The sequence below is a fragment of the Agrobacterium sp. ST15.13.015 genome (assembly GCF_027871645.1).
Classification (GTDB): domain Bacteria; phylum Pseudomonadota; class Alphaproteobacteria; order Rhizobiales; family Rhizobiaceae; genus Agrobacterium; species Agrobacterium leguminum.
The window spans coordinates 19,573-42,313 of record NZ_JAQAHF010000002.1 but is presented as its reverse complement, the minus strand read 5'-3'; the positions used below and the strand labels follow the sequence as shown (position 1 = coordinate 42,313).

Annotated in this window: 21 protein-coding genes and 1 tRNA gene; 5 read left to right on the top strand and 17 right to left on the bottom strand. The window is 58.8% G+C overall.

The window, feature by feature from the left end; translation table 11 throughout:
- Positions 1–8: 8 nt before the first annotated feature.
- From PIB16_RS03405 to rpoZ, 10 genes are all read right to left on the bottom strand, one after another.
- Positions 9–386: a response regulator gene (locus PIB16_RS03405; protein WP_271044992.1), complete on the bottom strand. Its 378-nt coding sequence runs from the start codon at positions 384–386 to the stop codon at positions 9–11.
- 136 nt (positions 387–522) lie between these two features.
- Positions 523–1,275 (bottom strand): Crp/Fnr family transcriptional regulator, encoded by a 753-nt coding sequence (locus tag PIB16_RS03400; RefSeq protein ID WP_065654134.1) that lies wholly within the window; start codon positions 1,273–1,275, stop codon positions 523–525.
- Between the two features lie 343 nt (positions 1,276–1,618).
- Positions 1,619–2,569, bottom strand: a complete 951-nt coding sequence (gene era / locus PIB16_RS03395) for a GTPase Era (RefSeq protein ID WP_271044991.1) — start codon at positions 2,567–2,569, stop codon at positions 1,619–1,621.
- 77 nt (positions 2,570–2,646) lie between these two features.
- Positions 2,647–3,366 carry a ribonuclease III gene (gene rnc, locus PIB16_RS03390; protein ID WP_125146846.1) on the bottom strand — a complete coding sequence of 240 codons (720 nt, stop codon included), beginning with the start codon at positions 3,364–3,366 and terminating at the stop codon, positions 2,647–2,649.
- A complete protein-coding gene (lepB, locus tag PIB16_RS03385) occupies positions 3,363–4,109 on the bottom strand; it encodes a signal peptidase I (RefSeq protein ID WP_003496938.1) in 747 nt (248 codons plus the stop codon). Before lepB ends, rnc begins: the two co-directional genes overlap by 4 nt.
- A gap of 209 nt (positions 4,110–4,318) precedes the next feature.
- Positions 4,319–4,723, bottom strand: a complete 405-nt coding sequence (acpS, locus tag PIB16_RS03380) for a holo-ACP synthase (protein WP_271044990.1) — start codon at positions 4,721–4,723, stop codon at positions 4,319–4,321.
- Positions 4,720–5,298 carry a DUF2062 domain-containing protein gene (locus PIB16_RS03375; protein ID WP_080856170.1) on the bottom strand — a complete coding sequence of 193 codons (579 nt, stop codon included), beginning with the start codon at positions 5,296–5,298 and terminating at the stop codon, positions 4,720–4,722. Before PIB16_RS03375 ends, acpS begins: the two co-directional genes overlap by 4 nt.
- Positions 5,299–5,730: 432 nt before the next feature.
- Positions 5,731–5,877: a hypothetical protein gene (locus PIB16_RS03370; protein ID WP_003496944.1), complete on the bottom strand. Its 147-nt coding sequence runs from the start codon at positions 5,875–5,877 to the stop codon at positions 5,731–5,733.
- 197 nt (positions 5,878–6,074) lie between these two features.
- Positions 6,075–8,309 (bottom strand): RelA/SpoT family protein, encoded by a 2,235-nt coding sequence (locus tag PIB16_RS03365; RefSeq protein WP_065654813.1) that lies wholly within the window; start codon positions 8,307–8,309, stop codon positions 6,075–6,077.
- A gap of 132 nt (positions 8,310–8,441) precedes the next feature.
- Positions 8,442–8,831 carry a DNA-directed RNA polymerase subunit omega gene (rpoZ, locus tag PIB16_RS03360; protein ID WP_003521126.1) on the bottom strand — a complete coding sequence of 130 codons (390 nt, stop codon included), beginning with the start codon at positions 8,829–8,831 and terminating at the stop codon, positions 8,442–8,444.
- A 392-nt stretch (positions 8,832–9,223) separates the two neighbouring features.
- Between rpoZ and PIB16_RS03355 the strand changes: the two genes are divergently transcribed.
- Both PIB16_RS03355 and PIB16_RS03350 read left to right on the top strand, forming a co-directional pair.
- Complete coding sequence (locus PIB16_RS03355; protein ID WP_004440903.1) at positions 9,224–9,793, top strand: LabA-like NYN domain-containing protein; 570 nt, start codon at positions 9,224–9,226, stop codon at positions 9,791–9,793.
- A 215-nt stretch (positions 9,794–10,008) separates the two neighbouring features.
- Positions 10,009–11,508: a globin-coupled sensor protein gene (locus tag PIB16_RS03350; protein WP_271044989.1), complete on the top strand. Its 1,500-nt coding sequence runs from the start codon at positions 10,009–10,011 to the stop codon at positions 11,506–11,508.
- Between the two features lie 192 nt (positions 11,509–11,700).
- Here the strand turns inward: PIB16_RS03350 and smpB are convergent, their stop codons facing one another.
- Together smpB and dapA are read right to left on the bottom strand one after the other, a co-directional pair.
- Entirely contained in the window at positions 11,701–12,183 is a 483-nt protein-coding gene (gene smpB, locus PIB16_RS03345) for an SsrA-binding protein SmpB (RefSeq protein WP_078054125.1), read from the bottom strand.
- A gap of 161 nt (positions 12,184–12,344) precedes the next feature.
- Complete coding sequence (dapA, locus tag PIB16_RS03340) at positions 12,345–13,229, bottom strand: 4-hydroxy-tetrahydrodipicolinate synthase (RefSeq protein ID WP_003524121.1); 885 nt, start codon at positions 13,227–13,229, stop codon at positions 12,345–12,347.
- Positions 13,230–13,694: 465 nt separating this feature from the next.
- Here dapA and PIB16_RS03335 point away from each other — a divergent pair, with 465 nt between their 5' ends.
- Positions 13,695–15,767: a lytic transglycosylase domain-containing protein gene (locus PIB16_RS03335; protein WP_271044988.1), complete on the top strand. Its 2,073-nt coding sequence runs from the start codon at positions 13,695–13,697 to the stop codon at positions 15,765–15,767.
- A gap of 326 nt (positions 15,768–16,093) precedes the next feature.
- On the opposite strand, the gene PIB16_RS03330 is transcribed toward PIB16_RS03335, so the two are convergent.
- The 3 genes from PIB16_RS03330 to PIB16_RS03320 all read right to left on the bottom strand — a co-directional run bounded on the left by PIB16_RS03330 (position 16,094) and on the right by PIB16_RS03320 (position 19,635).
- Complete coding sequence (locus tag PIB16_RS03330) at positions 16,094–17,161, bottom strand: porin (protein ID WP_149741625.1); 1,068 nt, start codon at positions 17,159–17,161, stop codon at positions 16,094–16,096.
- A 603-nt stretch (positions 17,162–17,764) separates the two neighbouring features.
- Positions 17,765–18,829 carry a porin gene (locus tag PIB16_RS03325; RefSeq protein ID WP_078054127.1) on the bottom strand — a complete coding sequence of 355 codons (1,065 nt, stop codon included), beginning with the start codon at positions 18,827–18,829 and terminating at the stop codon, positions 17,765–17,767.
- A 715-nt stretch (positions 18,830–19,544) separates the two neighbouring features.
- Positions 19,545–19,635 (bottom strand) — tRNA-Ser (locus PIB16_RS03320).
- Positions 19,636–19,797: 162 nt separating this feature from the next.
- On the opposite strand from PIB16_RS03320, the gene PIB16_RS03315 reads away from it, so the two are divergent.
- On the top strand, positions 19,798–20,139 hold the full coding sequence (locus PIB16_RS03315) for a hypothetical protein (RefSeq protein WP_078054229.1): 342 nt from the start codon (positions 19,798–19,800) through the stop codon (positions 20,137–20,139).
- Positions 20,140–20,228: 89 nt separating this feature from the next.
- Positions 20,229–20,405, top strand: coding sequence for a hypothetical protein (locus PIB16_RS03310; protein WP_271044987.1), 177 nt, complete (start codon positions 20,229–20,231; stop codon positions 20,403–20,405).
- Position 20,406: 1 nt separating this feature from the next.
- On the opposite strand, the gene PIB16_RS03305 is transcribed toward PIB16_RS03310, so the two are convergent.
- Positions 20,407–21,213, bottom strand: coding sequence for an HpcH/HpaI aldolase/citrate lyase family protein (locus PIB16_RS03305; protein ID WP_271044986.1), 807 nt, complete (start codon positions 21,211–21,213; stop codon positions 20,407–20,409).
- A gap of 7 nt (positions 21,214–21,220) precedes the next feature.
- Entirely contained in the window at positions 21,221–22,438 is a 1,218-nt protein-coding gene (locus PIB16_RS03300) for an NAD(P)/FAD-dependent oxidoreductase (RefSeq protein ID WP_271044985.1), read from the bottom strand.
- Positions 22,439–22,741 lie beyond the last annotated feature (303 nt).

The following is a 22,741-nucleotide window of genomic DNA, read 5'->3' as shown; positions in this document are numbered from 1 at the left end:
GCAAAACGTTATTCTTTTACGGCACCGTCAACCACGCCGACGAGGTTGAGAACGAAATCGATAATCTCGTTTTCCCCGAAGGGTTTGCCGAGCAACGGCGCGTGCGCGAGATCTTCCGGAAAACCCGTCGTGTCGCCATAACCGCTGACGAAACCGAAGGGAATGCCCGCATCGCGCAGCCCGCGCGCGAAATCGTAGCTCTTGCCGTCGGTGAGGCTGACATCGAGAAGCACGCAATCGGCGCCATCCTCTTCGACGGCCTGCCTCGCCTGCGCAAGCGTGGTGGCGATGGCGACGGATTCCACCCCCATGGACTGGAGAACCGCTTCGACATCGAGCGCCACCAGATATTCATCCTCAACGATGATAACCCGTTGTGGCACCATATGTTTTCTTCTTTCCAAAAAGAGGACCGCACGGCTCGAAGCTGCGGTCTCCGACATGATTCTCCCGTCAGATAACACGACAGGAGTCGCAAATTGCGGCTGCGCCGTCATTTAAAAAAGACATGTCAAAGGAAGATCAGATGAAGGGCCTTTGCCGCTTTTCATCGCTTTCCCATCCCGCCACGTTGGTCAAGCCGGCATCGTCCAGCACCAGACAGCCCTTGTCCGTCCAGCGGATGAGACCGCGATCGACGAGCTTTCTCAAGGTCTTGTTGGTGTGAACGATGGACAGGCCGAGCGTATCGGCAACGTGTTGCTGGGTAACCGGGATCGGTGTTTCGCCGGGGATGAGGTTGACCGCTTTCGCCTTGCGATAAAGAAACGCGATCAGATAGGCGGCGCGTTCCAGCGCGGTGCGGCGGCCGATACTGAGGAGATGGTTGTCCAGCATGCGTTCCTCGCTCGCCGCGATCCAGGTGAGGTCATAGGCAAGCGTCGGGTGATCGGTGAAGAGATTGTTGAGGCGGGAGCGCTCGAAGACGCAGAGCGTCACCGGCGACAGCGCCTCCACCGAATGCTGCATTTCCCCCATCACCGTGCCCTGAAGACCGACGAGATCGCCGGGCATGACATAGTTGAGGATTTGCCGCCGACCGTCCTCAAGCGTCTTGTAACGGAAAGCCCAGCCCTGCAGAACGGTGTAAAGATGGGCGCTGTGCGAGCCTTCCATCAGGATGACGGAGCCGCTTTCCACCGCAAGTTCCCCCGTCTTGAAACGCGAGACGAAATCCAGTTCGGAAGAGGAAAAATCCCGGAAATGCGGCAGGTCGCGCAGGGGACATTGCTGGCACGGAGTGGTGGAAATTCCGTTCGGTTTTTTTGGCGACATGAATATCCATCATCGAAAAAGGTTGCGCCCAATTGTTTTGGAACAACCCGCCCGAACGTATTCGGTTCCCGATGGTGAGTGAAGATATTCAGTTCGTTCCGGGATTGCGTCGCGCCCCGTCTCGAACACAAAAAAACGAAGGGCTTGGGCAATCTCGACGTTCGCGTTGGTTCGCGACATTTCCCGCCCGTCATTCCGGCCTTGAGCCGGAATCCAGTCGACGCGCGTCGGCCGGCGAGAGGCCCTCTTTTCAGCCCAAGGACTTGGGCTGGCTGGATTCCGGCTCAAGGCCGGAATGACGGAAGCGGGTGTGGTTTCGCGCCGCGCATATCGCGCCTGCGCGTTACCCCCGCGGGAACTCCAGTCCCATTTCACGGAAGCGCTCGGGGTCATCGCCCCAGTTCTCGCGCACCTTGACGAACAGGAAGAGATGCACCGGCTGCTCTAGGATTTCCGACAGCTCCTTGCGCGAGGCGGTGGAGATGGCCTTGATCGCATCGCCGTTCTTGCCGAGCGCAATCTTTTTCTGGCTGTCGCGCTCGACATAGATCACCTGCTCGATGCGCACGGAGCCGTCCTTGCGTTCTTCCCACTTTTCGGTCTCGACATGCGAGGCGTAGGGAAGCTCCTGATGCAGGCGCAGGAACAGTTTTTCGCGGGTGATTTCGGCGGCGAGCTGGCGCATCGGCAGATCGGAAATCTGGTCTTCCGGATAATACCACGGGCCTTCCGGCAGTTCGGCGGCCAGATAGTTCATCAAGTCCTCGCAGCCCGAACCGTTGGTCGCCGAGATCATGAAGGTGCGGTCGAAGGCGACCGTCTCGTTGGCGGCGGCGGCGAGTTTCAGAAGGTCTTCGCGCTTCACCTGGTCGATCTTGTTGAGGCAGAGGATCTTCTTCTGCGGGACATCCTTCAAACCTTCGAGAATGGTTTCCGCATCGCCCTTCAGGCCACGTTCGCTGTCGATCAGCAGCAGGATGAGATCGGCATCCTTCGCGCCGCCCCAGGCGGAGGTGACCATGGCGCGGTCCAGCCGGCGGCGCGGCTTGAAGATGCCGGGCGTGTCCATGAAAACGATCTGGGCATTGTCGTGAATGGCGATGCCGCGCATCACGGCGCGCGTCGTCTGCACCTTGTGGCTGACGATCGAAACCTTGGCGCCCACCAGACGGTTCACCAGCGTCGACTTGCCGGCATTTGTGGGGCCGATGAGGGCCACGAAGCCGGAGCGGGTCGGAAGGGTTGCATCTTCGCCAGTGATGGCGGGGTTTTCGTGATCGGTCATGATATCCATTCAAGGTCAGAGGTATTCAACATGCGGCCAAAGGGCCCGTCATGCGCTCGATGTTCAGCACCCGTTTCGCCGGGCGCTCAGTTCCGGGTGGAGGTCTTCTGCCAGACGCCTTCGCGTTCCAGCAATCTTGTTGCCGCCACCTGCTCGGCCGCGCGCTTGGAGCGCTCGACACCGGTTTCCGGCTTCACGCCGGGAATTTCGACAGTCACCGTAAAGCGGGGATCGTGATCCGGTCCGGAGCGATCGTCAACCCGGTAAGAGGGCGTCACCGCAAATCTGGCATGCGCCCATTCCTGCAACTCGGTCTTGGCGTCGCGCCGCCCGGCATCCACGCTGGTTGCGCGGCCCTGCCAGTATTTCAGAATGAATTTGCGCGATGCTTCCAGCCCGCCATCCAGATAGATGGTGGCGATCAGGCTTTCGACGACATCGGCGCGCACGTTCAGCATCGCCTTGCCGGTCAGCTTCTTCACATCCGAGCCGGTGCGGATGAAATTATGCAGGCCCATCTCGTCACCGATCGCGGCACAGGATTCGGCGCTGACGAGCTGGTTCAGACGCACCGAAAGCTCGCCTTCGGTGGCGTTGCGGAAGGTGGAGAACAGCAATTCGGCAACGCAGAGACCGAGAACACGGTCGCCTAGAAATTCCAGCCGCTCGTAATTGCCGGCCGCCGCCGAGCGGGCACTGGCATGGGTCAAGGCCCGGTCGAGCCGGGCCTTTTCCTTAAATTCATATCCGATCAACGCTTCCAGACGGGAAATCTCGTCCGCCGCAAGCGGCTTGGTCTTGCTCATTCCACAACCTTGAAGAGGCGGTCCCAACGCATGTTGGCCGGCCATTCCCAAATGCGGCTGAACGGCGTGTCATTGCCCAGCGAGAAGAAGATGACGCTGGCGCGGCCGATCAGGTTTTCTTCCGGTACGAAACCGACATCGAAACGGCTGTCGAGCGAATTGTCGCGATTGTCGCCCATCATGAAATAATGGCCTTCCGGCACCACGAATTCACGGGTGTTGTCGCCACGCGAATCAGGCGACTGGTCGAGCGTGTCGTAGGTGACGCCATTGTCGAGCGTTTCGCGGAAGACAGGTACATTGGCGCCTGGATCGGCGCGATAATCTGATGTGAAGGTGCCGTCGGGCTGCTTTGGAACCGGCTGGCCGTTGATGAACAGCACGCCGTTCGTCACCTGGATGCGATCACCCGGCAGGCCGACGAGGCGCTTGATATAATCGACTTCAGGATTGGGCGGCAGGCGGAAGACCACGACATCGCCGCGCTTCGGCTTGCTGAATTCCAGAATGCGGCCCGAAAACAGGTTCGGCGAGAAAGGCAGCGAATATTTCGAATAGCCGTAGGAGAACTTGTTGACGAAAAGATAGTCGCCAACCAGAAGCGTCGGCATCATCGAGCCGGACGGGATCGTGAAGGGCTGAAACAGCACGGTGCGGATGACCATGGCCAGCAGCAGCGCCTGAATGATGACCTTGACGTTCTCCCAGAGGGCGTTCTGCTTCTTTTCAGCTTTTTCCGACACTTAAAGACCTGCCTGATTGTTTCCCGGCTTCTTCGGTTTCACGAAGGCGGCCGGGCCGTTGTTTTATCGCATATGCGGCGGGCAAGCGGTTTTTACGCAGCCGGCAACGCTTTCATATTTCTGCGACTTCTCTAGAACCTTTCCAGCCCGAAGGGAAGCGCTTCTGTGACACGTCCGCAAATAGGACGCCAATGCGGCTTCACCGGGTCTTACCCGTTCACGGGAAGCGCCTCGATAATCACAAATGCCTGAGCGTAAGGAAAATCGTCCGTGATCGTCAGGTGAATATTGGCGCGGTGGCCGGCGGGCAGCATGGCCGCCAGCCTCTCCCCTGCCCCATTGGTCAACACCATGGTCGGCTTGCCGCCCGGCAGATTGACGACGCCCATATCCTTCCAGAAAACGCCGTTCGCAAGGCCTGTTCCCAGCGCCTTGGAACAGGCTTCTTTGGCGGCGAAACGCTTTGCATAGGAAGCGGCGCGGTTCTTGCGGCCATCGGATTTGGCGCGCTCGATATCGGTGAAACAGCGATGGGTGAAGCGCTCGCCGAAACGTTCGATCGACTTTTCAACGCGGCGAATATCGATCAGGTCGCTGCCCAATCCAATGATCATTTCAACATCTCCAGAGAAGCATTCTTGTTGGCGGCGCGATGCGCGAGGTTTTCCATCTTGCGGCGCTGGAAACCGCTGATGAGACCATAAACCGCGATATAGGCGATGATTGCGCTGATAACGGCAGGAAGCAGCGCACCGATGGTCATGGGTTCCAGCACCGGCGTCCATATCTGCCGGAATTCGAGATGGCTGAATAGCGCCACGAAATCCACATGCGCAGCGCTTTCCGTCTTCTGCCGGCCGAGGATGAGGTGCCCCAGCTCCCAGGTAGATGCCCAGATGAAGGGAAATGTCAGCGGATTGGCGAAGGTGGTGCCGAGCGCCGCCGCCACGAGATTGACGCGCATGAGAAAACCCAGCGCCATGGCGATGATGATGTGAACGCCGAGAAACGGTGTCCACGCCACGCCGACACCGAGAGCGACACCGGCGGCAACCGAATGCGGAGAGGCGGAAAGCCGCAGAAGGCGCAGCTTCATATAGCGCAACGAACGGGAAAAACCCGTACGCGGCCAGAAGAGGTCGCGAATCTTCTCTGAAAAACCAACGGGTTCACGGCGGCGAAACGGCATGGGGGCAGTCTATTTCATCGCCCCGGCCGCGCCAAGAGCATCATAGATGACGCAGGGATTTCTTTTGCAGGTGTATTCTCCGCGTCCGTCATTCCGGCCTTGGGCCGGAATCCAGCCGACGTGCGTCTGCGCGGCGAGAAGACTCTTTCCAGCCCAAGGACTTGGGCTGGCTGGATGCCGGATCAAGTCCGGCATGACGGACGCGGGATGTCAAGAATAAAGTGAATATCGAGCCTTCGATATCAGTCCCAATTTAGTGTCGTCTATTGTGACAGGGGACTGAACCGGGATTTTTCGCGACGTATTTGTCAACCAGTTTGGGACAACCGCTTGAACATAGTTTTGCAGGATACAGGGGCGAGCGCGCCAACAACGGCCGCGCACCCTCCGAGTCTCATACGCATGGCGATGGGCTGCCATGCGCTGAGTGCATTACCGGCGGAACAGGCCGCGGTCGATTTCGCGCTGGCGGAATTCCAGGTCGACATTCGATACCGAGCCGCTGAGATATTCGAATTCGCGTTCCTGGGTGGTCTTGCCACGAACGGCGCGGGCGATCTTGCGAAGCGGAGTAAACATGATTTTCGGTCCTTTCGGTTTGGAACTGGCGTTTCTCATCGGTGTTCATCCACCGGCACGCCGCGTTTCCTTCTCTTCAATTTCTGAGAAGAAAATAGTCTCAAACCGCCTTCACCACCAGAGACAGGAAAAGGCCGCTGCCATGCGCTCAATGCATAACGGCGGCCTTTTAGTATTTGCAAAGGATCAAAAATGCCTCAATCGAAGGCACGCGTCACGGTCGAGACGCAATCGAGATCCTTGAGCTGCGACAGAAGCTGGTTCAGCTGCCTGAGATCCCAGACTTCGACGTCCAGCGCCAGCTCGGAGAAATCCGTGCCGATGCGGACCATGTTGAGGCCGCGAATATTGACATCGAGCGTGGCGATGGACTGCGCCACCGAGGCGAGCGTGCCCGGCTCGTTCAGCGCATTGATCATCACCCGCGCCATGAAGCGCGACTTGTTCGCCTCATCGAGATCCCAGCGCACATCGATCCACCGCTCCGGCTCGTCGTCGAAGCGTTGCAGCGCCGGCGCCTGAATGGGATAGATGGTGATGCCCTTGCCTTTTTCCATGATGCCGACAATGCGGTCACCCGGAACGGCGCCGGCGGCACCGAAATGCACGTCGACATTGCCGGAAAGGCCACGGATGGGCAGCGGGTCCGGTCCATCCAGCATCTCGGCCGCACCGTCATCTTCCAGAACGGAGCGCGACTTGCCGGGAATCTTGAAGACCATGCCGGAAGCGCTGCGCATGTTGAACCAGCCATCGTCGCCGGTCATCTTCACCGTCACGCGCTCGTCCTGATAATCCGGGAATACCGCGCGCAGGACATCGAGCGAGGAAACCTCGCCACGGCCAACGGCGGCGATGGCATCTTCCACGTCCTTCTGCGCCAGGCGATGCAGCACGGGCTTCAGCGCTTCCCGCGAGAAAGCCTTGCCGGCGCGCTCGAAGGTGCGCTCGAGAATGCGATAACCGAGGCCGGAATATTGCTTGCGGATGGCCATGCGGGTCGCGCGGCGGATGGCAGAGCGGGCCTTGCCCGTCACCACCACCTCTTCCCATGCGGCAGGCGGCACCTGCACGCCGGAGCGGATAATCTCCACCTCGTCGCCGTTATTCAGGCGAGTGACGAGCGGCATGATCCGGCCGTTGATCTTCGCGCCAACCGTGGTGTCACCGATATTGGTGTGCACCGCATAGGCGAAATCGATGGGGGTTGCGCCGCGCGGCAGGGCGATCAGCTTGCCTTTGGGCGTGAAGCAGAACACCTGGTCCTGGAAAAGCTCGAGCTTGGTGTGCTCGAGGAACTCTTCCGGGCTGTCGCCTTCGGCCAGCGATTCGATGGTGTGGCGCAGCCAGGAATAGGCGTTCGATTCCGGCGAGAGCAGATCGCCCTCCCCGTTCTCGCCATCCTTGTAAAGCGCATGAGCGGCGATACCGAATTCGGCGATCTCATGCATGCGCTTGGTGCGGATCTGCAGCTCGATACGCTGGCGCGACGGGCCAACGATGGTGGTGTGGATGGAGCGATAGTCGTTCTGCTTGGGTGTCGAGATATAATCCTTGAAGCGGCCCGGCACGACGCGCCAGCGGGTATGCACGACACCCAGTGCCCGGTAGCAGGACGGAATATCATCCACCAGAATGCGGAAACCGTAGACATCGGAAAGCTGCTCGAATGAAAGCGACTTCGACTGCATCTTGCGGAACACCGAATAGGGTTTCTTCTGCCGCCCTTTGACATTGGCGCCGACCAGACCATTCGCCACGAGAAGCTCGCGCAGCTCGTCCTCGATCTTTTTGATCAGCCCTTCATTGCGCGTTTCCAGTTCCTGCAGGCGGTTCGTCACCGTGCCATAGGCTTCCGGGTTGAGATATCGGAAGGACAGGTCCTCCAGCTCGTCGCGCATATCCTGCATACCCATGCGGCCGGCGAGCGGCGCATAGATTTCCATGGTTTCTTCGGAAATGCGGCTGCGCTTGTCGGCCGGCATATATTCCATGGTGCGCATATTGTGCAGACGGTCGGCGAGCTTCACCAGGAGAACGCGCACGTCGTCGGAAATCGCAAGCAGCAGCTTGCGCAGGTTTTCCGCCTGCTTGGCCTTGCGGGTGACGAGGTCGAGCTTCTTGAGCTTGGTCAGCCCTTCCACCAGCCGGCCGATATCTTCGCCGAACAACTCGTCGATTTCGGCGCGGGTGGCGGTGGTGTCCTCGATCGTATCGTGCAGCAACGCCACCGCTATGGTCGATTCGTCGAGATGCATTTCGGTGAGGATCGCGGCAACTTCCAGCGGATGCGAAATATAGGGGTCGCCATTGGCCCGCTTCTGCTGGCCGTGTTTCTGCATGGCGTAAACATAGGCCTTGTTCAGCAGGGCCTCATTCGCATCCGGTTTATATTTTTGAACCCGCTCGACGAGTTCGTATTGCCGCATCATGCGATATTCCACAAAAAGAAAGCGCGCCAACCTGAGGGTCGGCGCACAATGCTGCATCAATAGGGATCAGATTATGACGGCAACTATTGACAGACGGTAACCGCCGCCTGCCAAAGGCATCATAAAATCCTATCAATAGTCGTCATTTTTTTCCGGCGGCACAAGGCCTTCGATACCGGCCAGCAGTTCTTCTTCCGACATCTGGTCGAAAGTAACGGTTTCCGGCTGATCGTCTTCTTCGCTGTCGGCAGCGGCGGCGGCGAGCGTGACCGGATCGGGCTCGGGCTCGTCCACTTCCACATGCTTCTGCAGCGAGTGGATCAGGTCTTCCTTCAGATCGTCGGGAGACAGCGTCTCGTCGGCGATTTCGCGCAGCGCCACAACCGGGTTCTTGTCGTTGTCGCGGTCAACCGTGATGGAGGACCCTTGAGAAATCTGGCGCGCACGGTGGCTGGCGAGAAGCACCAGCTCGAAACGGTTGTCTACTTTATCAATGCAATCTTCAACTGTGACGCGGGCCATTGCCTGTCCTTTGCGGGTCGTAATGTCGTGGATCAGAGCGCCGTGCGGTGTTCGGGGTGCACAAGGGTTGCTCTAACCTATTGAATCTGCGCTTCGTGCCTTGCGAAAAACATTCAAGATTTCTCGCGACGATGCTTTCCAGCTTCCGATACAGCCATTGGCCGCGGAATTCAAGTTTTTCCTGTCTTTGGCGTCTTTTGGCACCTTATTGCCCACCTTTGGCGTCTGATGAACAAAATGTCTAGAAGAATTGTCTTGGAATAAGGGGGAAGGTAGCTTACTTAAAACGCAACGGCGATACGCAAAGCTCGTTGATACGACATGTTTTTTTGCGTTATCGACCGGAAATAAAAGCCAGATAATGGCCTTTCCAAAAAAAGGAATGGGATGGAATGTTCGATCCACGGGAGAAAATTGCGCTCTTCATAGACGGAGCCAATCTTTATGCAGCATCGAAAAGCCTGGGATTCGATATCGACTACCGCAAGCTCCTGAAGGCGTTTCAAAAGCGTGGATACCTGCTGCGCGCCTATTATTACACCGCGCTCATCGAGGATCAGGAATATTCCTCGATCCGCCCGCTGATCGACTGGCTGGATTATAACGGCTACAAGGTCGTGACGAAGCCGGCGAAGGAATTCACCGACGCTCTCGGCCGCCGCAAGATCAAGGGCAACATGGATATCGAACTGGCAGTCGATGCCATGGAACAGTCCGAGACGGTCGATCATCTGGTGCTCTTCTCCGGCGATGGCGATTTCACCACGCTGGTAGACGCGCTGCAGCGCAAGGGCCGCAAGGTTTCCGTGGTTTCCACCATGGCCACGCAGCCCGCCATGATCGCCGACGACCTGCGCCGCCAAGCCGATCACTTCATCGATCTGATGACGCTGAAGGCCGAGATCGGGCGCGACCCGAACGAACGCCCTGCCCGGCACGCCGAGGGTCCTGAGACGGTCTGATCCCAGCTTTTGCTGCGAAGACATCATCAACGCGTCCGTCCAACAGACGGGCGCGTTTTTGTTTGGCGTGACGCCGGCGCGTTAAAAATTCTTTTTAGAATTAACAAACATCAAATTCGATAAGTCAAAATTATAACTTGGTTAATTTTAGAGGTGTCTAAAAGATGTAACGGCGCCAACGATATGATTTCGGTGCCAAATCAGGATGTTTAGACATGCATGGCCAAGCAAAAACCGACCGACAACTCGACGAAAGACTGAATTTTCTGGGACTTGGTCACGAGCAACGGAAAAATCTCTCCGAGATGAAAGGTGTTATCACCGGCTCTCTCGATGCGTCTCTCGATCGTTTTTATACGAAGGTTCGCTCGGTGCCGGAGACGGCAAAGTTTTTCTCCAGCGAGGCCCATATCCACCACGCCAAGAGCATGCAGCTCAAACACTGGGAGAGGATCGCCTCCGGCACCTTCAATGCGGATTATACCGACGCCGTGACCGCCATTGGCCGTACCCATGCGAGACTGGGGCTGGAGCCGAGATGGTACATTGGCGGTTATGCGCTGATGCTCGACGGCATCGTCAAGGCGGTGATCGAGTCCGAGTTGAAGGGCTTTTTCATGGAAAAGAAGGCCAAAAAGGTGAAGGACGCCCTGTCGGCCACCATCAAGGCCGCCCTTCTCGACATGGATTATTCGATCTCCGTCTATCTCGACGTGCTGGCCGCCGAGCGGCAGAAGGTGGAAGCCGAACAGGCGCAGATGAAGAAGGAACAGGAGCACGTTCTCGCACTGCTCAACAGCGCTCTCGACAGGCTGGCCAATGGCGACCTCACCTCCAGCATCGGCGAAAAACCCGCACCGCAATTCGAAGGGCTGGTGGCCAATTTCAACGCGGCGGTCGGCAATCTCTCCGGCGCATTTGCGCAGATCGTCGAAGAGGCGAACAAGATTTCCGGCAATACGCGCGAGCTGACTTCCGCGACCGACGACATGGCCCGCCGCACGGAGCAGCAGGCCGCCGCCCTTGAGGAAACCGCCGCCGCCGTCGAGGAAATCACAACCATTTCCAAATTGTCGGCGCAGCGTTCCGAAGAGGCCAAGGCCATTGTCGAAAGCTCGGCCGTTGAAGCCGCGCGCTCACGCGATGTGGTGACGGAAGCGGTGAAAGCAATGGGGGCCATCGAGGACTCATCGCAGAAGATCACCCAGATCATCTCCGTCATCGACGAGATTTCGTTCCAGACCAATCTTCTGGCGCTGAATGCCGGTGTCGAAGCCGCCCGCGCCGGTGATGCCGGTAAGGGCTTTGCCGTCGTCGCACAGGAAGTGCGTGAACTCGCGCAGCGCTCCGCCACCGCCGCCAAGGAAATCAAGACGCTGATCTCCAAGTCTTCCGAAGACGTGATGCAGGGTGTTTCGTTGGTCAACAAGACGGGCGAATCCTTGAATACGATCGGCAACAAGGTGGATCATATTCAGGAGCATATCGCCTCGCTGACCAAGGCGGCGCAGGAACAGTCCGTCGGCATTCAGGAAATCAATGCCGCCATCAACAGCATGGACAATCTGACCCAGAAGAATGCGGCCATGGTGGAAGAGACGAATGCGGCGACGCATAATCTGAGCGATGTCAGCGCCAATCTGGCGGCGCTTGTCAGCCGGTTCAGCGTTTCGACAACGAAGGCGCATGTGGAACGGACGTACCGGGCGGCGTGACGGGCGCAGCGGGCAGCAACACACTCCCGTCATCCCGGCCTTGAGCCGGGATCCAGCCAGCCCAAGTCCTTGGGCTGAAAGGACTCTTTCCACGGCGCAGACGCGCCGTGGCTGGATGCCGGATCAAGTCCGGCATGACGAAGGAGTATGCTGCAAAAGGCGGCACGCCTTATACGCAAAACTCACCGAGACTTAAGCCGCCCCACCCTTCAGCAACCGCGATTTCTGCCGGTTCCAGTCGCGTTCCTTCTCCGTCTCGCGCTTGTCGTGCAGCTTCTTGCCCTTGGCAAGCGCCAGTTCCAGCTTCGCGCGGCCCCTGTCGTTGAAATAAATCTTCAAGGGCACCAGCGTCATGCCTTCACGGTTGATGCCGGCGCGCAGACGGTTGATCTCGCGCTTGCTCAAAAGCAGCTTGCGGCGGCGGCGCGGCTCGTGATTGAAGCGGTTGGCCTGCAGATATTCCGGCAGGTGGGAATTGATGAGCCAGATTTCATCACCCTCGTCCGATGCGTAGGATTCGGCGATATTCGCCTTGCCTTCACGCAGCGACTTGACCTCGGTGCCGGTCAGCACGAGCCCTGCCTCATAGGTGTCGATGATTTCGTAGTTGAAACGAGCCTTGCGGTTTTCCGCAACGATCTTGTTCACCACGCGCTGGCTGCCTTTGGGGGCCATGATATTTCAATCCCTTGTTTTTCTTATTGCGCCTTCGGCTTACCGCCGAGAGCGGTTTTCGAACCCCTATTTAATGTTGTCGCCGCGAAAAGAAAAGGCGCGCCGAACGGCTTCTGTTGCGAAGCGGTTCATGGCGCGCCTTAAACGCTTTCGGGCCTGTCTCAGTTCATCAGGCCGGCGTGCTTCAGCGCTGCATCGATGGCTGCTTCCGTTGCCGGTTCCAGCGTGCTCATCAAGGGCGAACGGACCCGGCGGTTGCCGCCGCGCGTCTTCGACAGCGCATATTTGGTGCCGCAAACACCGGGCTCCATGAAGATCGCCTTGTGCAGGGGCATCAGGCGATCCTGATAATCCAGCGCCTTGGCATAATCGCCGGCGAGCATCGCCGCCTGGAACTCCGAACAGAGGCGCGGCGCGACATTGGCGGTAACGGAAATGCAGCCGACGCCGCCATGGGCGTTGAAACCGAGCGCCGTGCCATCCTCGCCCGAGAGCTGGATGAAATCCTTGCCGCAGGAAATGCGCTGTTCGGAAACGCGGTCGATCTTGCCCGTCGCATCCTTGACGCCGACGATGTTCCTGTGCGCCTTGACCAGCGCACCCATGGTTTCCGGCGACATATCCACCACCGAGCGCGGCGGGATATTGTAGATGACGATCGGCAGCTTCACCGCTTCGGCGACAGCGGAAAAATGCGCGAACAGGCCCTTCTGGGTCGGCTTGTTGTAATAGGGGGTGACCACCAAGAGCGCATCCGCGCCGGCTTCCTGCGCGTGCAGCGCAAGCTCGATCGCCTCATCGGTATTGTTGGAGCCAGCACCCGCAATGACCGGAACCCGTTTCGCCGCTACCTCAATGCACAGCTCGACGACACGTTTGTGTTCGTCGTGGGAGAGGGTTGGAGATTCCCCCGTCGTGCCCACGGGCACAAGTCCGTTGCTGCCTTCGGCTATCTGCCATTCCACATGGGCGGCAAATGCCTGTTCGTCCACGGCGCCATTGTCCGTGAACGGGGTAATGAGGGCGGGAATTGATCCCTTGAACATGCAAAGCTCCTGGCGCCGAGCCGGTTCATGCTTCGGCCGCATTCGATGGTTAAAACCGGCACACATTAGTGCCAGCCCTTGGCGCCGACAAGCGCAAAGGCAGGGTATTTTGTCCGAAATTGTCGGAAGTATGACAGTCTCCGGGCCGCAATCGGCAAGCAAAAAAAGCAGGCGTCGAAATGAGACGCCGCTCGCGGGACGGTGAATAAAAGTTGATTGAATTGCAGGGCGGCGATTAACATTTCATTAAGCCTGAAATCCCAAGATTTCCGGGCGGGACATCAGACCGGTTTCGGCAATCCCGCTGCAATGAAATGATATTAGAGCATTTCCAGTAAAAGTGCGTAGCGGTTTTACGTCCGGAAAATGCGGAAAAACAAAGAGCCAGAGCATGTCGAACGATTCCGTCTAACAGGACGTGCTCTGGAAGAAAGTCGGCAACTCCGTTACACGATGAAGAACGGCATGAAAAAGACAGTCTGGGGATTGATGGCGGCGGGCCTTGCCGCAACCGTTTGGAACGCATTGGCCGGGCCGCTGCCGGAAGGTGCGGCACCGCTTCCCTATGTCAAGCCGAATGCGCCGACCGTTCCGGCTTTCATGCCGGCCTCACCCGAGATCACCGGGGCCATACCGCGCCTCGACCGCCCCGACGATACAAGCCAGTTGAAGGCCGGCCTCGACGCGCTTTCCAGCCGCGATGCGGCCCGGGCGATTGCGTTGCGCAACACCATGCCGACCGGCAGCCTCGACCGCCATATCCTTACCTGGGCAATCGCCGTTTCCGGCCAGAAGGACGTCGCTTCGGCCGAAATCGCCGCCGCCCAGCGCGAGCTCTCCGGCTGGCCGGGTGCTGCCACCCTGCGCGCCAATTCCGAAAAAGCGCTTTACCGCGAAGATCCGCCGGCATCGCAGGTGCTTGCCGCCTTCGGCAATAGCCGGCCGGAAACCGCAGAAGGCAGCGTGGTGCTCGCCAAGGCGCTCGCCTCCTCCGGCAAGGGTGCGGAATCGCAGCATCTCATTCGCCAGCTCTGGGTGAGCGAAGGCATGGACAAGGACATGGAAGACCGTGTGCTTGCCGAATTTCCCACCTATCTGACGCCCGCCGACCACAAGGCGCGCATGGATTATCTGATGTATCGCAGCCGCATCAGCCAGGCGAAGCGTTTCGGCGATCTCGGCAAGGCGCAGTCGCTTTACAATGCGTGGGCGGCCGTGTTGCAGCGATCCACTACTGCGACTGCGCTGCTCGGCAAAGTCGACGCCTCCTGGCGCAGCGACCCCGCCTATCTTTTCGCGCGGGTGGAAAACCTGCGCAACCAGCAGAAATATTCCGAAGCCGCCGTGCTTTTGAGGCAGGCCCCGAAGGAAACGGCCAAGCTCGTCAATCCGGGCGAATGGTGGAACGAGCGGCGCATCATCGCGCGCGGCGTCGCCGATCTCGGCGATTTCGCCGAGGCCTATCGCATCGTCGCCAATCATTCGGCCACCTCTGCCGTCGATACCGCCGATGCGGAATTCCATGCCGGCTGGTATGCGCTAAGAGCGCTGCGCGATCCGGCCACGGCTTCACGCCACTTCAACACGCTGCTTCAGACTTCGAACCGGCCACTTTCGGCGTCGCGCGCCTATTATTGGCTCGGGCGAGCGGCGGAAGCCGGCGGACCGGGGGATGCCCGCGACTTTTTCACCAAAGCCGCCGCTCATCCCGGCACGTTCTATGGCCAGCTTGCCGCTGCGCGAATCGGCGCCAAGACACTGAATGTCACCTATCCAAGCCCCAGCAGCGGCGACCGCGAACGTTTCGCCGGCCGCGAAGCCGTGCGCGCCATCGACCGGCTGGAAGCAGCCGGTTACGGCTGGCGGGCCGACAGCCTTTACCGCTCGCTGGCCGAACAGCTCGACAGTCCCGGCGAGCTTGCCATTCTGGCGGCAAGGGCGGAGGGCAACGGCAATCATCAGGTTTCGCTGCAGATCGGCAAGACGGCTTTCAGCCGCGGCATCGATGCGGCCGCACTCGCCTATCCGCTCGGCGTCATTCCCGCCAGCGCCAATATTGCCGGCTCCGGCAAGGCGCTTGCTTACGCGATTGCCAGGCAGGAAAGCGCCTTCAACCCGGCCGCCGTCTCCGCCGCCAATGCGCGCGGTCTTCTGCAACTGCTGCCCGGAACCGCCAAAGGCGTGGCCGGACGCCATGGCCTGCCCTACACCCAGGCGCGACTGACCACCGATGCCGGCTATAACGCCACGCTCGGCGCGCATTATCTCGGCGAGCAGATCGACAGTTTCGGCGGTTCCTACATCCTCACCTTCATCGCCTACAATGCCGGGCCGAAGCGCGTGCCGGAATGGATCGCCCGCTATGGCGACCCACGCGGCAAGCCGATCGACGAGGTGGTCGACTGGATCGAGCGCATCCCCTTCCCCGAAACCCGCAATTACGTGCAGCGGGTGATGGAGAATTATCAGGTCTACAAGACGAGGCTCGGGCAACAGGCCGATATCGTTGACGACCTGCGCCATGGGCGTGCGGGGTAAAGGCGGCTTCCCCGGCTGACGAGCGGAGCATTCAAGCGCCTGCCGGCCAGCGCTCGAGACCGCTGAAAAGCCTGAAGTTCTCTTCCGTTATGCTCGAGCCTGTCCCGAGCATCTGCAACATTTAGATTTCATGCGACGTGATTGGATCACTGGGGCAAGTCCCGGGGATAAGGTCGACGGCTTGGGCAGATTTGCCGATAAGCGAGAGGCCGGCTGGTCGATGCAGCCGACGCGGTGTCCGACGACCTGTAGTCTCATCTAGCCTTCCAAAAGAAAAACCCCGGCATTTCTGCCGGGGTTTCCATCACTGACAATGTCAGATCAGATTAGAACGTGCGCTGAAGGCGAACGAAACCAACCCAGCTGTCGCCAGCGCCGGTGTCAAGACCTTCGGTGCCGTCGACGTCCTGATAGTTAACAGCGACCTTGGCATCCAGACCCTGGGTGATCTTGTAGTCAACCGTTACACCAGCGCGCCATGCATCACGGTCGCCAGTGAAGTCGTTGTCAGCACCGATGTCGATCGTGCCGAGGTACTGAGCACCGGGGGTGATGGTCAGCTTGTCGGTCGCCTTGATGGCGTATTCAGCAGCAACTGCCCACTCGGACTCTTCGTAGTAGTAGTTTGCGCCAGAAGCCCAAACACCAGAGAGACCGAAAGTACCGGGACCGATGTCAGCCGTTACGATAGCGCGGATTGCACCATTTTCCTGGTCGGTGTCGTAGGAGCCGAGCAGGTTCGCAGCAACTGCACCGAACTTAGCGCCGATGATACCGCTTACGCCAACATTGTTCGGGCCTTCAAACGAACCGCCCTTAACGAAGTCGCCGGAGATGTTCGAGCCGCCACGGCCGGCATCCAGTTCTTCAACGCTGATACCTGCGTAGAACGAACCAGCGTCATAGGTGTAACGCAGAGCGTTGCCACGGGTCGTGTTCGAAGACAGGATATCGGTTTCGCCGGAGAGATCGTCATCCCACCAGGTGTACATGTAACCGACCTTCAGGCCGCCGAGTTCGATGAAAGCCTGGTCAACGCGAACAGCGCGATCGCTGTCGTTGTCAGCCTGACCACGCAGACCGATGTAGCCGCGCAGAGCGCCAAGCTCGGTGTCGGTGCGGGTGTCGATGTTGAACTGGGCGCGCGTGAACGAGTTCCAGTCAGACGTACCAGACTGATTGCGACCGAAGTCGGTCTGGAAACGGATGTAACCGTCGAACTTCAGGCAGGTTTCGGTGCCGGGGATGTAGAAGAAGCCGGTGCCGAAAGCGTCGCAAACGCGAACGTATTCCAGGGGCTCGGGCTCGGCAGCGACGATAGCGTCAGCGGCCTGTGCGCCGGATACTGCTGCGAGAGCCGCAGCGGAGCCGATGAGAAGGCTCTTGATGTTCATGGTTGACCTCCAGTCAAACGCTTAATCTTCTAAGCAGCGGGTGGGAAAGCACTTCAGAAATGCGTGCCGCTTATGAAGATGATTAGAGCCAAAACCGGTCGCTCAGGCAATCGTAATCATGACAGAAGGAAGACAGTAAGGTGTCCTTAGTTTTTCATTGTTGCGAAATAGCTACAATTCTAACCGACGGGACCCCATTCGTTAAAAAATCATTAATAACTTATGCTTTTCAATAACTTAACAAGAGGGTCGAAAAATCCGCCGTGAGAAAACCCACGAGATCACCTGAATCTGGACACGATCAGGCCACCGGAAATTGTTCAAAAGACGATTGCAATGTGCAGAGGACCCTACCTCTGCAAGAAAAAACTGAGCAAAAAGCAAAAACCCGCAGATTCGGATTCCTTAAACGACTCAAGGCTCCCGTTACCGAGCGAATCGATGGGCATGTGTAGCGGTCTGCTCAGAGGATAAACCTGCGGAAAATCGGAACGCCGCCACGATCTCGTCACCTGTGGCGATGCCTGCCCTATCAAGATGCAATTCAAACAAAAAGCCCGGCTCGAGAGCCGGGCTTTCCATCACTGACAATGTCAGATCAGATTAGAACGTGCGCTGAAGGCGAACGAAACCAACCCAGCTGTCGCCACCGCCGTTAACACCATCGACGCCGTCGACGTCCTGGTAGTTAACCGAAACGAGCGAGGAAAGGCCGTCGGTGATCTTGTAGCCAACAGCTACACCAGCGCGCCATGCATCGCGATCGCCAACCCAGTCGTTATCGAAGCCGAGGTCGATCGTGTTGAAGTACTGGAAGCCGGGGGTGATGGTCAGCTTGTCAGTTGCCTTGATGGCGTATTCAGCAGCAACCGCCCACTCGGACTCTTCGTAGTAGCGGTTCGCGCCAGAAGCCCAAACGCCGGAGAGGCCAAGCGTGCCCGGACCGATGTCAGCCGTGACGATAGCGCGGATTGCACCTTCTTCAGCGTCGGTGTCGTAGCCGCCGAGCAGGTTAGCGCTTACGCCGCCGAACTTCGCGCCAACGATAGCGGATACGCCAACGTTGTTAGCGCCTTCAAAGAAACCGCCCTTTACGAAGTCGTCAGAGATGTTGGAACCGCCGCGAGCAGCTTCGAGTTCTTCAGCTGCAACGCCAACGTAGAACGAGCCAGCGTCGTACGTGTAACGGATAGCGTTCAGACGGGTCTGGTTAGAGCTGAGAACGTCAACTTCGCCGGAGAGACCGTCATCCCACCAGTTGTAGTAGTAACCGACCTTCAGGCCGCCGAGTTCGATGAAAGCCTGGTCAACAACAACGCCACGGTTGCTGTCGTTGTCGGCCTGGCCGCGGAAGCCGATATAGCCGCGCAGAGCGCCGAGCTCGGTGTCGGTGCGGGTGTCGATGTTGAACTGGGCGCGGGTGAACGAATCCCAGTCAGACGTGCCGGACTTGTTGCGGCCGAAGTCGGTCTGGAAACGGATGTAACCGTCGAACTTCAGGCAGGTTTCGGTGCCGGGGATGTAGAAGAAGCCGGTGCCGAAAGCGTCGCAAACGCGAACGTATTCCAGGGGCTCAGGCTCAGCAGCGACGATAGCGTCGGCAGCGTGAGCGCCGGATACTGCTGCGAGAGCCGCAGCGGAGCCGATCAGAAGGCTCTTGATGTTCATGGTTGACCTCCAGTCAAAGTTTTTAAGTGGGTCTGGGTACTTTCGCTGAAGGACAGCATTCCCTGCCCCATTCCCGTGTTCTTAGAAGCCAAACGATCCACCGCCTCGCTTCTGGTGGTGAAAATACAAAAGGTTTCGCCGCTTGCAATCGCCAACATCCGATAAATAGCATTTACGTATATGCTTCATTTCGGTTTGTTGCGGAAACAACACACAGTGCGCAGCCGGCCCGCAGGCGGCTTTACCATGCGTTAAGAAATTGCTTGAAAATCCATTAGTTAGCGAGGTTAACAAGGTATTTCTAAACTACCGGCTTTTTCGGCGAAGACTTGCCTCGCCGGGCAAGGATGATGGAAACTTTTGCTTCCTCACACCCCTGCACCTGACACTCCTTCGCAGCGCGCATGAAGAAACGATGGAAAAACCCATGCCGTTTGCCGCCCGATTCCCCGCATAACGATTCGAAAGGCTCGCCGCATGTCGGTTAAGATACCGATACGCCGCCACCCGTCAGGTTTGTCGTGAGAACTGATTTGATGACGTGACCTCGCGTTTGACAATTGCCCGTCAATATCGGCAGCAGCCGATTTGTCACGCGTGTCAATTCGAAACAGACGGGAGAACAAGCGACATGCGAAGACCGTCGCCAAAGCGCTCCGGCGGTGGCTTGGTACTGGGAATGATTGGGCTGGAATTTTCCGGTCTTGCGCCGAAGTGGCGGAGAGGATGGGATTCGAACCCACGATACGCTTTTGACGTATACTCCCTTAGCAGGGGAGCGCCTTCGACCACTCGGCCACCTCTCCGGTGCGGCCTGATTATTGCGTAAAAAAAATGATTGCAAGGCTTTTTCGCCAAGAAGCACAAAAACCTGTTGGCTGAACATCCTCCTGCGAAACTTTGCGGGCCTTTCGGGAACTTCTTGCAGGTCGGCACGTTCTGCCTTCGGTAACAAAAGAGGTGTTCTAATGGCTCAGACCAAACTGAATGTTGTCGAAGACACGATCGAAAACCAGATTGCGGAGTTGCGTTCGCAGATCTCGTCCCTCTCCAAATCCGTCTCCGCCCGCGCGGAAGGTGTGAGCGAGGATGCGTCCGAATTTCTGGATGAGGCGCGCGGACGCGTTCGCAAGGCCGCGCATAATGTCCGCGCCCAGGGCCAGAATGTCGTGGAAGCCGTCAAGGAAAATCCCGGAACGGCGACTTCCCTGCTGACGATCGTTGGCGCACTCGGTTTTGCCATCGGTTATGCGGTTGGCGCGGGCACGCAGCAGAACTCGTCGAACAACAGCCTTTATCGCTGGCGCTGATCGCCTGACCGAATTAAAATTGAGGCAAGGCGGGTCTATCCTGCCTTGCCTTTTCTTACTGGTTTGAAATGCGGTAAATGGGGGCGAATATGCGATTCAGCGACGATATTGAAGCGGCTCTGTCGGATTTTGCGAGGGATCACGGCGTCGACAGGGATGAGGCCATCCAGCGCATCATTCGCTCCGCGCTTATCAATACCGGTTATCTCGCCTCCGGCGAAGAAGGCATTCCGCCGGAAAAGCTGAACGCCAGCAACGACGACTGAATTAATAGCCAGACCGTGATGGTGATGGTGCAGGCGCTGCCCCGCCCTTGTAACGGGCCGACAGCGCACGCAGGGTACTGGCGAATTCCGTCACATCCGCGCCGACGGCCACGAAGGACGCGCCGAGTTCAAGATAGCGGCGATTATAGGCTTCGTTGAAGGTGAGAATGCCGGCGGCCTTGCCGGCCTTGACGATCTTGACGATGGCCGCCTCGATCACCGCCTGCACTTCCGGCTCATCTATCCTGCCGAGATAGCCCATATCGGCGGCCAGATCCGCGGGGCCGATGAAGACGCCGTCCACGCCCTCCACCGCAAGAATATTGTCGAGATCGTTGATCGCCGCGCGCGTTTCTGCCTGCACCAGCAGGCAGACGCTGTCCGAGGCGCTGTCGGCATAGTCGGTTATCGTGTTGAAGGCGGAAGCGCGGGCAACGGCAGCGCCCATGCCGCGAATGCCGCGCGGCGGATAATGCATGGCGCTGACCAGATCCTTCGCCTGGGTTGCCGAATCGACCATCGGCACCAGAAGCGTGCGCGCACCCGCATCCAGAAGCTGCTTGATCATCCAGCTTTCGCCAACCGGCACGCGCACCACCGGTTCGGCAGACGCTGTGGCAAGGGCGCGCAGCTGGTCGATGATGCTGCGCAGATCGTTCGGCCCATGCTCGCCGTCGATCACCAGCCAGTCGAACCCCGCCGTACCGGCGATTTCCGCCGTGATCGCCTCGCCCATATCGAGCCAGAGGCCGATCTGCGGCTTGCCGGCATGGATGGCGGTTTTAAAACGGTTTTCGGGAGCAGGCATGATGTCCTCAGGAAAGCAGTAATTTCAGATCGGCGGAAGCATCCGCCAGGATGGCGCGATCCGGCTCCGCGCCGGTATCGAGCAATTTCTTGCCCGCGACATAGGCCTTGGCATCGTTGACGGCATCCACCGCCACGAATCGTCCATCGCGGAAATACCAGACGGACCAGCTACCCTCACGCGCGCCCTGCCTCAGCATCGTCTCGTCGTAACCAAGGTTGAAGCCGGCGATCTGCAGCTTGGCGTCATATTGATCCGACCAGAACCATGGCTTCGGATCATAGGCGGCTTCAGCCCCGGTCAGCACGGCAGCAGCCGCCTCGGCCTGATCGACTGCGTTCTGTACCGATTCGAGACGCACATGCTGGCCGCGCCAGGGCAGCAGCGCGCAATCGCCCACCGCATGAATGGCGTTGTCGGAGGTGCGGGTGTGGTCGTCCACCACGATGCCATTGCCGACATCAAGGCCCGATTCGCGAGCGAGGCGATCATTCGGCGTCACGCCGATGCCGACAATCACAAAGTCCACATCCAGCGTCGAGCCGTCGGAGAGTTCGGCGGCGGCCACCCGGCCGTCCATGTCGACAAGGCGCACAAGGCCGGTCTTTTCGCGAATGGAAACGCCGTGGGCCTGGTGGATGCCGCGCATGATATCGGCGGTTTCCTTCGCCGCCACACGCTGGAGAATGCGGTCGGCCATTTCGATCAAGGTCACTTCGAGGCCGAGCTTGCGCGCGACGGCCGCTGCTTCGAGACCGATATAACCGCCGCCGATCACCAGCAGCCTGCGGCCGGGCTTCATCTCCTCCATAAGCCGGTCGGCATCGCGCTTGTCGCGAACGGTCAGGACGCCTTCCAGATCGCCGCCAATGCTGGCGGGCAGCAGGCGGGGAGCCGCCCCGGTTGCCAGCACCAGCCTGTTATAGGAAAGCGTGCTGCCGTCCTGCATGCGCAGGGATTTGGCGGCTCGGTCTATCTCCTCGACCCAGGTAGAAAGCCGGATATCGACATTGTTTTCGGCGTACCATTCCTCCGGCCGGAACATCAGCCGGTCGAAGCTCATCTCGCCGAGGAGGTATTTTTTGGAGAGCGGCGGCCGCTGGTAAGGATAGGCATCCTCGGAACCGACGATGGTGATGGGGCGCTCATCCTTCAGCGCCCGAAGCTTCGACGCCAGCGCGAAAGCGGCCTGCCCCGCCCCGACGATTACCAGCCTTCCCGTCACAATCCACTCCCAGAAGAATCACGAAGCGCCGGTCCTGCCGGGCCCCGAGATGCGATATTGCAAGGTTCAGGCGTAACGCCAAGTACGGCCCCAGTCAACACCAGCCCCGTGCAAGCGTGACGCAGTATCAGCACAGGCTGCAACCGGATGGGGCCGAATGCATTTCCATAGCGGAAACATCGGCTTCCGAAGGGAAGATTGGTCGAGATCGAGACACAGAACAGACAATTGCGCGGATTTCCTTCATGCCCTGGCAAGGAAGCGGCGTTAAAATCGGCATCAAAAGAGGCAATCCGGGAGGTT

Coding starts and splice junctions, on each gene's coding strand:
- acpS (WP_271044990.1), bottom strand. CDS start 4,723: ATGATCATTGGATTGGGCAGCGACCTGATCGATATTCGCCGCGTTGAA.
- PIB16_RS03335 (WP_271044988.1), top strand. CDS start 13,695: ATGAAAAAGACAGTCTGGGGATTGATGGCGGCGGGCCTTGCCGCAACC.
- rpoZ (WP_003521126.1), bottom strand. CDS start 8,831: ATGGCCCGCGTCACAGTTGAAGATTGCATTGATAAAGTAGACAACCGT.
- PIB16_RS03325 (WP_078054127.1), bottom strand. CDS start 18,829: ATGAACATCAAGAGCCTTCTGATCGGCTCCGCTGCGGCTCTCGCAGCA.
- PIB16_RS03310 (WP_271044987.1), top strand. CDS start 20,229: ATGCGATTCAGCGACGATATTGAAGCGGCTCTGTCGGATTTTGCGAGG.
- PIB16_RS03365 (WP_065654813.1), bottom strand. CDS start 8,309: ATGATGCGGCAATACGAACTCGTCGAGCGGGTTCAAAAATATAAACCG.
- PIB16_RS03400 (WP_065654134.1), bottom strand. CDS start 1,275: ATGTCGCCAAAAAAACCGAACGGAATTTCCACCACTCCGTGCCAGCAA.
- rnc (WP_125146846.1), bottom strand. CDS start 3,366: ATGAGCAAGACCAAGCCGCTTGCGGCGGACGAGATTTCCCGTCTGGAA.
- PIB16_RS03330 (WP_149741625.1), bottom strand. CDS start 17,161: ATGAACATCAAGAGCCTTCTCATCGGCTCCGCTGCGGCTCTCGCAGCA.
- PIB16_RS03355 (WP_004440903.1), top strand. CDS start 9,224: ATGTTCGATCCACGGGAGAAAATTGCGCTCTTCATAGACGGAGCCAAT.
- PIB16_RS03305 (WP_271044986.1), bottom strand. CDS start 21,213: ATGCCTGCTCCCGAAAACCGTTTTAAAACCGCCATCCATGCCGGCAAG.
- PIB16_RS03370 (WP_003496944.1), bottom strand. CDS start 5,877: ATGTTTACTCCGCTTCGCAAGATCGCCCGCGCCGTTCGTGGCAAGACC.
- smpB (WP_078054125.1), bottom strand. CDS start 12,183: ATGGCCCCCAAAGGCAGCCAGCGCGTGGTGAACAAGATCGTTGCGGAA.
- PIB16_RS03405 (WP_271044992.1), bottom strand. CDS start 386: ATGGTGCCACAACGGGTTATCATCGTTGAGGATGAATATCTGGTGGCG.
- PIB16_RS03315 (WP_078054229.1), top strand. CDS start 19,798: ATGGCTCAGACCAAACTGAATGTTGTCGAAGACACGATCGAAAACCAG.
- dapA (WP_003524121.1), bottom strand. CDS start 13,229: ATGTTCAAGGGATCAATTCCCGCCCTCATTACCCCGTTCACGGACAAT.
- PIB16_RS03350 (WP_271044989.1), top strand. CDS start 10,009: ATGCATGGCCAAGCAAAAACCGACCGACAACTCGACGAAAGACTGAAT.
- PIB16_RS03375 (WP_080856170.1), bottom strand. CDS start 5,298: ATGCCGTTTCGCCGCCGTGAACCCGTTGGTTTTTCAGAGAAGATTCGC.
- era (WP_271044991.1), bottom strand. CDS start 2,569: ATGGATATCATGACCGATCACGAAAACCCCGCCATCACTGGCGAAGAT.